This window comes from Pseudomonas sp. SW-3 (assembly GCF_016615645.1).
GTDB lineage: Bacteria > Pseudomonadota > Gammaproteobacteria > Pseudomonadales > Pseudomonadaceae > Aquipseudomonas > Aquipseudomonas mandelii.
The window spans coordinates 942,374-954,253 of record NZ_CP067098.1; the positions used below are offsets into that span (position 1 = coordinate 942,374).

The 11,880-nt window shown below is 58.1% G+C and carries 9 protein-coding genes and 1 other RNA gene; 1 reads left to right on the forward strand and 9 read right to left on the reverse strand.

Annotated features, from left to right (window positions below; all coding sequences use genetic code 11):
- Positions 1 to 26: 26 nt before the first annotated feature.
- Positions 27 to 1,382 carry an ANL family adenylate-forming protein gene (locus JIO00_RS04090; RefSeq protein WP_083375071.1) on the forward strand — a complete coding sequence of 452 codons (1,356 nt, stop codon included), beginning with the start codon at positions 27 to 29 and terminating at the stop codon, positions 1,380 to 1,382.
- 26 nt (positions 1,383 to 1,408) lie between these two features.
- Here JIO00_RS04090 and JIO00_RS04095 read toward each other — a convergent pair whose 3' ends face one another.
- The 9 genes from JIO00_RS04095 to JIO00_RS04135 form a co-directional block, all read right to left on the reverse strand.
- A complete protein-coding gene (locus tag JIO00_RS04095) occupies positions 1,409 to 2,311 on the reverse strand; it encodes a LysR family transcriptional regulator (RefSeq protein ID WP_083375070.1) in 903 nt (300 codons plus the stop codon).
- Positions 2,312 to 2,475: 164 nt separating this feature from the next.
- Positions 2,476 to 2,869: a transfer-messenger RNA gene (ssrA, locus tag JIO00_RS04100) on the reverse strand.
- 115 nt (positions 2,870 to 2,984) lie between these two features.
- Positions 2,985 to 3,236 (reverse strand): hypothetical protein, encoded by a 252-nt coding sequence (locus JIO00_RS04105; protein WP_083375057.1) that lies wholly within the window; start codon positions 3,234 to 3,236, stop codon positions 2,985 to 2,987.
- Positions 3,237 to 3,603: 367 nt separating this feature from the next.
- The gene (locus tag JIO00_RS04110) at positions 3,604 to 3,879 is read right to left on the reverse strand and encodes a hypothetical protein (protein WP_083375056.1); all 276 of its coding nucleotides are present in this window, start codon (positions 3,877 to 3,879) and stop codon (positions 3,604 to 3,606) included.
- Between the two features lie 206 nt (positions 3,880 to 4,085).
- A complete protein-coding gene (locus tag JIO00_RS04115) occupies positions 4,086 to 6,896 on the reverse strand; it encodes an FAD-binding and (Fe-S)-binding domain-containing protein (RefSeq protein ID WP_154503026.1) in 2,811 nt (936 codons plus the stop codon).
- Positions 6,893 to 7,564 carry a LutC/YkgG family protein gene (locus tag JIO00_RS04120; RefSeq protein WP_154503028.1) on the reverse strand — a complete coding sequence of 224 codons (672 nt, stop codon included), beginning with the start codon at positions 7,562 to 7,564 and terminating at the stop codon, positions 6,893 to 6,895. The genes JIO00_RS04115 and JIO00_RS04120 overlap by 4 nt, the downstream gene beginning before the upstream one ends.
- Positions 7,564 to 9,018: a LutB/LldF family L-lactate oxidation iron-sulfur protein gene (locus JIO00_RS04125; RefSeq protein ID WP_010463552.1), complete on the reverse strand. Its 1,455-nt coding sequence runs from the start codon at positions 9,016 to 9,018 to the stop codon at positions 7,564 to 7,566. Before JIO00_RS04125 ends, JIO00_RS04120 begins: the two co-directional genes overlap by 1 nt.
- The gene (locus JIO00_RS04130) at positions 9,015 to 9,839 is read right to left on the reverse strand and encodes a (Fe-S)-binding protein (RefSeq protein WP_010463550.1); all 825 of its coding nucleotides are present in this window, start codon (positions 9,837 to 9,839) and stop codon (positions 9,015 to 9,017) included. Before JIO00_RS04130 ends, JIO00_RS04125 begins: the two co-directional genes overlap by 4 nt.
- A 151-nt stretch (positions 9,840 to 9,990) precedes the next feature.
- Positions 9,991 to 11,685 (reverse strand): lactate permease LctP family transporter, encoded by a 1,695-nt coding sequence (locus JIO00_RS04135; RefSeq protein ID WP_102593593.1) that lies wholly within the window; start codon positions 11,683 to 11,685, stop codon positions 9,991 to 9,993.
- Positions 11,686 to 11,880: the final 195 nt, after the last annotated feature.

Here is an 11,880-nt window from a genome sequence, read left to right on the forward strand (position 1 = left end):
TGCCATTTCAATCAAGGGAACAAGCCATGATCTTTAAACCGCTGATAAACGGATTTTCGCAGTTTTCGAACCAGATCTTTCTGAATGACCCTGAACACTCCTACACCTACGCCCAGTTGAGCGATGAGATCAGGGTTCAACTGGAGTGGCTGGCCGCCAATGACGTGCCCAGGCAAGCGGTCATATTCATGAGCGGTGACTTTTCGTTCGCGGGCATCGCGCTATTCCTGGCGCTGTACCAGAACGGCCACATCATCGCCCTCAACACCGCTGAAAACCCGGCTGAAATTCAAAACAAGCAGGCGGCGGCAAACCCTGAGTTTGTGATCGATATCGATACCCGCCAGATCCTGCCGTGCGTATGTGCCCAAGCCCCGGAAAACCTGATGATCGGCGAGCTGAAAAAACAGGGGCATGCCGGCCTGATTCTGTTCAGCAGCGGCACTACCGGCACACCCAAGGCGATGTTGCATGACCTGGACCGACTAGTGGGTGAGTTCTCCGAAAAACGATCTCGTCGCCTCGATATCTTTCTGTTTTTGCTGTTTGATCATATCGGCGGCATCAACACGCTGTTGAACATACTTTCCATCGGAGGAACAGCAACGATCGCGGCCAGCAAAACGCCGGACACCGTTGCCCGCCTGATTGAAAAACACCGCATTACCGTGTTGCCGACCTCGCCAACATTCTTGAACCTGATGTTGATCAACGAGGTGTTCGATACCTGTAACCTCAGCAGTTTGCGCATGATTACCTACGGCACGGAGCCGATGCCGGAGAGTTTGTTGCTCAAACTGCGAGAGCGTCTGCCACGGGTAAAATTCCTGCAGACCTTCGGCACCAGCGAGACGGGCATTATCACCACCAGCTCGTTGTCTTCCGACAGCCTGTATATGCGATTCCAGGAAGGTTCGAGTGAACACAAAGTCGTCGACGGTGAGCTCTGGCTGCGCAGTGCGACACAAGTCATGGGCTACCTGAACCACTCGATGGACAGCTTCACCGACGATGGCTGGTTCAAGACCGGCGACCTGGTGGAGGTCAATGCCGACGGTTACCTGAAAATCCTCGGTCGCAGCAAAGAGATCATTAACGTCGGTGGCGAGAAGGTCTACCCCGCGGAAGTCGAATCCGTGCTGCTTCGCCATCCGCAGGTGCGTGATTGCAAGGCGTATGGCGAGGCCAATGGTTTGACCGGGCAATTCGTCGCTGCGCACATCGTCCTGGATAGCGACTATGGGGACTCGACTGCGACGGTGCTGCGCGATATCCGGCAATTTGCCCGGCGGCTGATGGATGCCTATAAGGTGCCGGTACGCTTGAAATCGGTGGAGGCTATCCAGTATTCGACGCGTTTCAAAAAGCTGCTGATCGACTGAATGTGTGGCATGCCCTGAAGGAGCGATCAACCACCTTCAGGGCTGCTCATCAGTTGCGCTTCACCGAGAAAATCAATGAATGCGCGGGTCTTGGGTGACAGCAAGCGGCTTGGCGACCAGACAATCCAAAAATCCCCCTCCAGGCTTAATTCGGGCAACACCCTGATCAATTCGTGGTTGGCCAGGTATTCCTGAATGACAAAGTCAGGCAGGTAGGCCAGGCCCATACCATTACGGCACGCCGCCAGGACCGCCTCCACGCTGTTCATGATCACCGTGGTTTCCAGGTTGATCTTGACGGTGTCGCCATGGACCTTCAGCCACCAGGGCTGGAGTTTGCCGTTCGAGGGGAACTTATAGGCGATGCCTTTGTAGTGCTGGAGATCCTCCACGCTCGTTGCTGTGCCGTAGCGTTGCAGGTAGTCGGGCGCTGCACACAAGACGAACCTGAATGTGCAGATTCTTTTCGCCGCGAGGCTGGAATCGGGCAGTTCGCCGCTTCGGATCACGGCGTCAAAGGCTTCATCGACCACATCGACCAGTCGGTCGCTGAAGTCCAGGTCCAGTTCGATGTCCGGATAGCGATGGTAAAACTCGCGCAAGATACCTGATATCAGACGGTAGCCCACTGCTGGCAAACTGATTCGCAGACGTCCTTTCGGGCGCGTCTTGGAATGGGAAAGCGCAGCCTCGGCATCCTGCAATTGCTGGAGCAAGGTCCGGCAACGACCAAAAAAATCCAGGCCTTCGCTGGTCAGGCTGATTTGCCGGGTACTGCGGTGGAACAAGCGCACGCCAATCCGCTCTTCAAGACGGCTGACACTTTTTCCTACTGCAGAAGACGAGATGCCCAGCGCTCTGCCCGCCAGGGTAAAACTTTGATTCTCCGCTGCCCGCACAAAGGCAATCAACCCGCTCAGATTATCCATATTCCGTGTCCGCCCACTTATCCATTTTGTCGGCAGCCGCAACGACAGGACGCCGTGGTGACTTGCGAAAAACCAGTAACGACAAACCTGCTACAACCCCTGCGGAGATTGACTGGATTTCAGGCACAAAAAAAGACGTCCGTGGACGTCTTTTTTCGTTGAATTGGTGGAGCCGGGGGGATTTGAACCCCCGTCCGCCAGTACTCCGCTGTCGGTACTACATGCGTAGCCGTTTCTATTAAGTTAACCCTCAGCGACCCGAAGGGCAGGGTGCTTTGGGCGAGTTGTGTAAGTTTTAGCCGCTTCGTCCACAACGTACTGCACGGCGATTCTGTTCTATATGACAATCACTTTGGGTTTACAGACATCCCCTGATGATTGCTGGACCCGAAGGTACCAGGAGGGAAGGGCTAAGGCTGCTTACGCAGCGAGAGCGTATTCCCCGTAGGTTTCGTCATTGGCAACTATAGAAAGTTGCAACAGTGGATTTACGAGTTCTGTTACCAACTCGGCATGCACCTAAAGTTTCGCAACCGGCGTCGAATCCTAAACGGCCCCGAGCCTGTTGCTCGGTGAATCAAAGTGAGCAACAAGCCTGCGCATTGTACGCCAACACGCGTGAGAAGGCCAACCCGAAGGTTGGCCGCGAGTGGTTATGGGTTGGGTTCGCTGCTCAGTTTGTCAGCGCCAATGCCTGGATGGCCTCGGTGGCGCATTTTTTGTCGTCCCCGGCGGCTTTTGAAGTTTTGGCGCTGGCCAGCAGTCTTTTGATCTCCGGTGCGTTGGTGGAGGTCGCTGGTAGCGCATTCACTTTGGCTTCGAGTTCCTGCAGCTTGCTCGTGCAAAGGTCGTTGTCCGCTGCAAATACGGGAGAGGCCAACACTGCAGCAGACATGAACAAACACGCGAGTGCGGTACGTTTCATGGATATCTCCTTGTACTGATGGTCTCGGTGCTGCCGTATGAGCGGGCGGCTCGGGCCAGTCCGAAAAATAAGCCACGATTGATTGGGGCCTACCTAAAAGACTGCGACACCGCGCAGAAATTCGGTTTTTTCAGAATGGCTATGAAAAAACTGTTTGATAGTCGATGGGTGCAGTGGCACTAAAAATGGGGGCAATTGCCTCTGTATCGCGGGTGGGGTTGTGTAAGTTTTAGCTGCTTGAACCGGCGTCAAATCCTGAACGGCCCCGAGCCTGTTGCTCTGTGATTCAAAGTGAACAACACGCCCGCGCCGTGCGCGCCACCGCGGTGGATAAGGCCAACCCGAAGGTTGGCCTGGTCACACGGGATTACTTGTTGGTTGGGTTTCGCGTTTGAATTTTCTCAAGCAAACCGCTAGTGATTCCAACGCACCCCTTGTCGTCCCCTGCGGCTTGGGCTGCTTTTGCTTTGTCCAAACCGGCTTGTACGTTGTCCTTGGCGTTTTCTGATGTGGCGGGATCAGAGTCCAGTACCTGCTGAATTTGGCTTATGTTTTGTTTGCAAAGGTCTTTATCTGCCGCAAACACCGGCGAGGCCAACAGTGCGGTGGTGATGAACAATCCAGCAATTGCAGAGTGCTTCATGGGTATCTCCTTGCGCATGAGGGCTCGGTGCTGCCGGTGAAGTAGGCTGCTGGCCGAGGTGGTTATAAGCCCGTTCACAGGGCCTAGCTAAATGACTATAGCCGCATGCTGGAGTTCGGTTTTTTTTTGAAGGCGTGTCGAGAAGATTGGCGCAACAGCGGTGCATGAAAAAGGGGCGAAATCGCCCCATTTTCACCAAAGTGCCCTCAAGCCGGACGCACTTGCGTCACCCGATCCACCAAGTAAACCAGACCGTGATAGTCGATCCCGCCATGTTGGCTCAGGCCGATTTCGCAGGTGCGGCTGGTGGAAATGCCTTCTGCGCAGAACTGCACGGCGTCTTTCAGGCTGCGCAGTGAGTGAGCGTTCAGTTCGGGGGTGGTGAAGCCCTTGTCCCCCGCAAAACCACAGCAGTGAATGCCCTCTGGAATGACCACGTTTTTGCTGCATTTACGCGCCAGATCAATCAGCGCCTGACTCTCGCCAAGGTGCTGGGTGCTGCAAGTGACGTGCACGGCGATCGGCGCTTCCTGCGGTGTGAAATCCAGGCGATCCATCAAATGCGTACGGATGAATCGCACCGGGTCGTAAAGGTCGAGTCGGACTTCGCCCAAATCCTGAACCAGCCGTAACGTGCACGGGCTGGTGTCGCAATAGATCGGATCGAGCCCGCCGCGACTGGCGTGCAGCAATGCGCCGATCAGTTCCTGGCGTTTGTGCTCGGCCTGTTCCGCATAACCTTTGGAGGCAAATGGCTGACCGCAGCAGAGGCTGTCCTGATTGTCGGGAAAGACGACCTGGTAACCGGCTTTTTCCAGCAGCCCACGGGTTTTGTCGTACAGCGACATCTGCTCTTTATCACCCGCCGCCGGGCCCATGACCCGCGAGACGCACGCCGCCAGATACACCACACGAGGGCGTTGGTCCGATACGACCGGGCTGAAGCGAATGGCTTTTTCTGGCTGCGGCATAGCGTTGGTCCATTGCGGGACCTGACCTTTGGACAACTTGGTCAACGTCGCCGACAGCTTCGCCAGGCGCGGTGCGCCCAGCAGCATCCGCGCACCGTTGGCGACATGCAGGGTGAAACGCGCGCCTTGCAGTGCCGTGGCGAAATTGCCTTCAAGCCAGTTGGCGGTTTTCGTATGCGTCGCCTTGCGGCCGCGAAGCTTTTTCACCAGCTCGCCGGTGTTGATGCCTACAGGGCAACGTTGCGCACACAAACCGGTGGCGGCGCAGGTGTCGATGCCTTGGTATTCGTAGGCGGCTTCAAGTTCGGCGGTGTCGACGCCTGCGCGTTTCTTCGCCTGAATATCGCGCCAGATCACGATGCGCTGGCGCGGGCTCAGGGTCAGTCCTTTCGACGGGCAGACCGGTTCGCAGAAACCGCACTCGATGCACTTATCCACAATCTCGTCGGCGGCCGGCAGCGGTTTCAGGTGCTTGAGGTGGATCTGCGGATCTTCGCTGAGCACCACGTCCGGGTTGAGGATGCCGTTAGGGTCGAGCAGCCGTTTGAGTTGCCACATCAGTTGATAGGCATCGCTGCCCCATTCCAGCTCGACAAAAGGCGCCATGTTGCGGCCGGTGCCGTGCTCGGCCTTCAACGATCCGCCAAACTCCACCGCCACCAACTGCGCCACGTCGTCCATGAATGCCTGGTAGCGTGCGACTTCTTCCGGGTTGTTGAAGCCTTGGGTGAAGACGAAGTGCAGATTGCCTTCCAGGGCATGGCCGAAGAGGATCGCCTCGTCGTAGTGGTGTTTGTCGAACAGCTCGATCAGGCGGTTAACGCCAATGGCCAACTGTTCCACCGGAAACGTCACGTCTTCGATGATCACCGTCGTGCCGGTTTTGCGCACCGCACCGACGGCAGGGAAGGTGTCTTTGCGGATAGCCCAAAGTCGAGCGTTTTCAACTGGGTCCTCGGTGAAGTCGACTTGTTTTTCCACCGGGAAAGAAGTCAACGACGCCATGATCTGCGCCAGTTGTTCCTGTAGCAAAGTGGACGATGCTGCGCGGGATTCGATCAGCAAGGCGCAGGCATTGTTCGACAGCTGTTGTACGAAAGCGGGCATGCCGGGTTTGTCCTGCACCGAGCGCAGGCTGCGACGGTCCAGCAGTTCCACGGCGGACACCGGCTGGCTTTTCAGCACGGTGACGGCGTTGCAGCAGGTCTCTACATCCGGAAACACGATCAGCGCCGAAGCCTTGTTCGGGTGGTCGATGACCGTGTCGTAGGTCACCGCGCTGATGAAGCCGAGCGTGCCTTCGGAGCCCACCAGCAAGTGGCTCAAGATATCCACAGGCTCGTCAAAATCCACCAGCGCATTGAGTGACAGGCCGGTGGTATTTTTCAGGCGGTACTTGTGGCGGATTCTCGCAGCCAGTTCGGCATTGGCGCGGGTTTCGCGGCCCAATGTCGCCAGACGTTCAAGCAGCGCGGCGTGGCTCTGGTGAAACGCGGCAACGCTCGCCGGATCTTCGGTATCGAGACGGCTGCCGTCGGCCAGGACCAGACGAATACCGGCCAGCGTGTGGTAGGTGTTCTGCGCGGTGCCGCAGCACATACCGCTGGCGTTGTTGGCTACGATACCGCCGATTTTGCAGGCGTTGATCGAGGCCGGATCTGGACCAATCTTGCGCCCGAACGGCGCCAGCCAGGCGTTGGCCTGCGCGCCGATCACGCCCGGTTGCAGGCGGATTTGCGTGCCTTGGCCGCGGATCTCGCGACCGTTCCAGTTATCCCCAAGCACGATCAGCACCGAATCGCTGATGGCCTGGCCGGACAGGCTGGTACCGGCCGCGCGGAAGGTCACCGGGACCTGGTCACGTTGCGCCAGTTTCAGCAGCGCCACCACTTCGTCTTCGGACTCGACACGGATCACCAGTTTCGGAATCAGTCGATAAAAACTGGCGTCGGTGCCAAAGGCCAATGTCGACAATGGGTCGTCGAAGCGCCGCTCTTGGGGGATCAGTTGCTGCGCATCTCGCAGGAAAGCCGCCGGTAGAGTCATTGGTCCTCCAGAATCAAAACCACCAGGTCTTTCGGACCGTGCGCACCGTAGGCCAGGACTTGCTCGATGTCGGCCGTTTTCGACGGGCCGGACACCAGCAGCGCGTTGGTCGGCATGCCTTTCGCCCAGTCGAATTCCTGTTGGACCTGATAGAAGTTGTCGCGAATTTCACTGGCTTTCAGCAGGGCAAAATGCACGGGCGGAACCAGGCTCATCAAGCGCGGTTCCTCCCGTGTTGGCCAGAGAATCAGACTTCCGGTGGCGGCAATTGCGCCGAGGGTGGTGGTCAGGCTGGCCGGGGTGTCGTTGAACAGCTCGGCTTTCCACTCTTCAACCGGACGGTCGTAGGACTTGAGTGTCGGTAGATCAGGATTATTCGCCCAGTGTTGCGTGACGCGTTGCCCATGAGGCGTAGTCGGCGCGATCAACAAGCTCGGCAACTGACGGTCTCGCAACAACTGTGCGAGCAACGCCGGCCAACCTTCGCCGGACGTGAGGTGGATCTCGGTGTGCACCGCTTCCATCAGTTTGCGCAATTGCGGGATGCGTTGCTCGGCGGTGTAGGTGTAAGGCGCAGTCACCAGCTCGACGTCGAATTCGTCGGGCACGGGCGTGGTGCCTGTCAGACTTTTCCGTAGCTTGGCGAGGATGTTTTGCTTGGCGCTCATCAACGATCTCCCTGTTTGGCCAGATGCTCACGGGCCATGTCATGCAGTGAGCGGGCAGCGGGTTTCGGTGCGCTGTGGTTTTGCGTCCACGGGCCAACATTGTTCGGTGCCAGGGCACGCAGTCGTGTGGCGACAAAGCCGAACAGACGATACAGCGTCGGCGAGCTGTTGAGTCTGGCCCAGGCGTTCCAGATAAAACGTTCCTTGCGCGAATATTTGCTGCCCTGACCGCGCATGACTTGATGCGCACTGTCCGGGGCTTTGACGTTCTCTTCCCGCAGGCGACGCAGCAGTGCCGGGATCGGAATTTTTACCGGGCAAACTTCACCGCAAGCACCGCAGAGCGACGATGCGCTCGGATGGTCCGGGACGTTCGCCAGGCCGACCATGTGCGGGGTGATGATTTTTCCGATGGGCCCAGGGTAAACCTCCCCATAGGCGTGACCGCCAATTCGGGTGTACACCGGGCAATGATTCATACAGGCACCGCAGCGGATGCAGTTCAGGGTCTGGCGCAATTCGCTGTCGGCGAAGGCCTGGCTGCGACCGTTGTCGAGCAGGACCAGATGCACTTCCTGCGGACCGTCGAGTTCATGTTCCTTGCGCGGGCCGGAGATCATGTTGACGTAGGTGGTGATCGGCTGGCCGAGGGCCGAGCGGGTCAACAGCGACAGCAGCGGGACCACGTCGCGCAGGTTTTCCACGACTTTTTCGATGCCGGTCACCGCGATGTGCACTGGCGGCACCGTGGTGGTCATGCGGCCGTTGCCTTCGTTTTCCACCAGCAGCAAGGTGCCGGTTTCGGCCACGGCGAAGTTGACGCCAGAAACGCCAATGTCCGCTTCGAAGAATTTCTGTCGCAAGACTTTGCGACCGATCTGAATGAGTTGGTCAACGTCCTTGGTGTACTCCACGCCAAGTTTGTCGTGGAACAAGGACGCGACCTGACCGGCATTCTTGTGGATCGCCGGCATAATAATGTGTGAAGGCTTCTCGTGATCGAGCTGGACGATGTACTCCCCCATGTCCGACTCCAGGCATTCAATGCCTTGAGCTTCGAGGACATGGTTCATTTCCATCTCTTCGCTGACCATCGATTTGCCCTTGATCACTTGCCGCCCCTCGTGAGCGCGGATGATCGAGAGGACGATGCCATTGGCCTCGTCCACCGTTTCCGCCCAGTGCACTGTCACACCGTTGCGGGTCAGGTTCTGTTCCAGCTGCTCGAGCAGGTCGGGCAACTTGGATAACGCACGGGCACGGACTGCATTGCCCAGCGCTCGTAAATGTTCTCTTTCATGGGCATCGCTGAAGGACGCTGCCCGTTTTGTCATCAGAGAATCCATCGCAGTACGAAAGTTGTTTCGCAGCTGCTTGTCACCCAATGCCTTGTGAGCCCGGGTGCGAAAGTCTTCTTCCACGGCAACCGTAGGAATAATCGCGGAAGCGTTCATAGAACACCTCCGGTTCGCTGCCAAAGGAAACTGGCCAGGTGTTGGCCGCGCAACGCTTCCTTCTGTTTCTCCAGCGAGCCGTTGATGTTCATCAGGCAACCACAATCGGCACTGAGGACCTTGTGTGCGCCGGATTCCTTCAACGACCTTGTCTTGTCAGCCACCATCGCGCCGGAAATATCTGGCATACGGACGCTGAACGTTCCACCAAAGCCACAGCATTCACTTTCGTGGCTGTGGTCGACTCGCTCCACATTGCTCAGTTGCGACAACAACTCGCGACCGTGCAAGTGGGTGTTCATTTCACGCCGTGCCGAACACGAGGTGTGCAACGCCACTTTTACCGGCTCGCCGCCGTCCTTGAGCTGCACCTTGCAGACAAACAGCAGGAACTCGGCCAGTTCGTAAGTCCGGGCCGCCAGCGCCTGAACCTGCTTCAACGTCTGCGGCTCGTCCTTGAACAAGTCGGCGTAGTGTTCGCGCAACATCCCGGCACAGGATCCCGACGGCACCACCACCGGGTAATCCCCGGCGAACAGCGCCAGTTGCGAGCGCGCCACGGTCCTTGCCTGCTCGGTGTAACCCGAGGTGTAGGCCGGTTGTCCGCAGCAGCTCTGCCCTTGCGGGTACTCGACACGGATACCTTCGCGTTCCAGCAAGTGAATCGCGTCCATCCCGGCTTCGGGGTAGAACAAGTCCACCACGCAGGTCCCGAACAGGTAGACCCGTGACGGTTTCTCGCTGGGGTATTGCCGAGGCTCGGGCAGTGGCGGGGCGACGCGGGTCGCATTCGGCACGGCGTTGTAAAAAAGCTCGCTCATCAGGCGTGTCTCCGGGTGGACCCGGTTATCCGTCTGCTGAGGCTGCTGAATATAGAGAGGGAAACTTTCAGCAGCCTTACAGACCGGGTTGTGAATAGCTGACGCCGGAATCGTGGTCCGGCGTCGGTTTTTTCGATGTGGCTTGTAGTCCCTAGTGCACCAACATGCCAGTGAGCCAGTAGGCCTGGACGTAGGTGATCAGGCCGACGATGGTTGCAAAGAACAGGCTGTGCTTGAGGGTGAAGCGGAACAGGTCCGATTCCTTGCCCACCAGACCGGTGGCGGCGCAGGCCACGGCGATCGATTGCGGCGAGATCATCTTGCCGGTCACGCCGCCGCTGGTGTTTGCCGCCACCAACAGCACATCGCTCACGCCGATCTGGTGCGCGGTGGTTGCTTGCAACGAACTGAACAGCGCGTTGGACGAGGTATCGGACCCGGTCAGGAACACGCCCAACCAGCCGAGGAATGGCGAGAAGAACGGGAATGCCGCGCCAGTGCCTGCCAATACCAGTGCCATGGTCGAAGACATGCCCGAGTAGTTGGTGACGAAGGCGAACGCCAACACCATGCCGATCGACAGAATCGGCCAGCGCAGCTCGTAGAAGGTCTCTTTCAAAGTGGTAAGACCAGTTTTGATGTTGATCTTCAGCACCAGCATCGAGATCAGCGCGGAGAAGAAAATCGCCGTGCCGGTCGCGGAAATCGGATCGAGTTTGAACACCGCTGTAATGGCGGTCGGCGCAGTCACGATCGGTGCGACCTTGATCACCATCTGATCCAGGTGCGGGATGGCGAAGTTGAACACCCAGCTGTACATCGAACCGCCGGCGGCGAACATGGCCTTGAACGGTTTCAGGGTCCAGATGGTGACCAGCACGGTGAGGATCAGGAACGGCGACCAGGCTTTGACGATTTCGAACAGGCTGTAAGGCGACGCCACGCTGGTGCGCGGCTGGCCGAAACCACCGGCGCTGGCGGTCACAACGGAGGCCGAGACGGCACCGGCGATGTGTTGGCCGGCGGCGCGTTTTGGCTGCCAGACTTTCAGGAACAGCGTCAGGGAAATCAGGCTGGCCAGGGCCGAGGTGATGTCCGGCAACTCAGGGCCGATGAAGTTCGACGTGAAGTATTGGGTGATGGCAAAGCTCAAGCCGGCCACCAGCGCAGCAGGCCAGGTTTCCCGAACGCCGCGCAGGCCGTCCATCATGAACACCAGCCAGAACGGCACGAACAGCGACAGCAACGGCAGTTGGCGGCCGGTCATGGCGCCGATCTTGAACGCGTCAATGCCGGTCACTTGCCCGGCCACGATGATCGGAATCCCCAGGGCACCGAAGGCCACTGGCGCGGTGTTGGCGATCAGGCACAGGCCAGCGGCGTACAGTGGGTTGAAGCCCAGTCCTACAAGCAGCGCGGCGGTAATCGCTACCGGTGCACCGAAGCCGGCGGCACCTTCCAGGAACGCACCGAAGCAGAAACCGATCAGCAGCACCTGCAAACGCTGGTCGTCGGTGATCGACAATACCGAGCTGCGGATCACTTCGAACTGACCACTCTTGACCGTCAGTTTGTAGAGGAACACGGCCGCGACAATGATCCAGGCAATCGGCCACAGGCCGTAGGCAAAGCCATAGCCTGCGGCGGCGAAGGCCATATCGACCGGCATCTGGAAGGCAAAGATCGCAACGGCGATGGACAACGCCAGGGTGATGCTGCCGGCCACATGGCCTTTGAGGCGGAACACCGCCAACGCCAGGAAGAAAAACACGATGGGAATAACGGCCGCGAGCGCGGAAACGCCAAGGCTGCCGAGCGGGGTATAGAGCTGTTGCCAGGTTTGCATATGGGGTGGCCCCTAATTGTTGTTGGTCAGGCACTGGTCAGCGTTCTTGGATAATTGGTAATACCAATTTACAATCGCTGTTGGCTAGGGTAAAAGCCTTGTATGCGGTGTGTCAATTTGTCGCCCTAAAACTTTTGTCGAATAAGTGCTGAATAGTGGGCGTGATCCGCTTTAACAAATGCCGTCTGGTAGGTG

What these genes read in the sequence shown, in the direction of transcription:
- JIO00_RS04090 (WP_083375071.1), top strand. Translation starts at nt 27, where the DNA reads ATGATCTTTAAACCGCTGATAAACGGATTTTCGCAGTTTTCGAACCAG.
- JIO00_RS04095 (WP_083375070.1), bottom strand. Translation starts at nt 2,311, where the DNA reads ATGGATAATCTGAGCGGGTTGATTGCCTTTGTGCGGGCAGCGGAGAAT.
- JIO00_RS04105 (WP_083375057.1), bottom strand. Translation starts at nt 3,236, where the DNA reads ATGAAACGTACCGCACTCGCGTGTTTGTTCATGTCTGCTGCAGTGTTG.
- JIO00_RS04110 (WP_083375056.1), bottom strand. Translation starts at nt 3,879, where the DNA reads ATGAAGCACTCTGCAATTGCTGGATTGTTCATCACCACCGCACTGTTG.
- JIO00_RS04115 (WP_154503026.1), bottom strand. Translation starts at nt 6,896, where the DNA reads ATGACTCTACCGGCGGCTTTCCTGCGAGATGCGCAGCAACTGATCCCC.
- JIO00_RS04120 (WP_154503028.1), bottom strand. Translation starts at nt 7,564, where the DNA reads ATGAGCGCCAAGCAAAACATCCTCGCCAAGCTACGGAAAAGTCTGACA.
- JIO00_RS04125 (WP_010463552.1), bottom strand. Translation starts at nt 9,018, where the DNA reads ATGAACGCTTCCGCGATTATTCCTACGGTTGCCGTGGAAGAAGACTTT.
- JIO00_RS04130 (WP_010463550.1), bottom strand. Translation starts at nt 9,839, where the DNA reads ATGAGCGAGCTTTTTTACAACGCCGTGCCGAATGCGACCCGCGTCGCC.
- JIO00_RS04135 (WP_102593593.1), bottom strand. Translation starts at nt 11,685, where the DNA reads ATGCAAACCTGGCAACAGCTCTATACCCCGCTCGGCAGCCTTGGCGTT.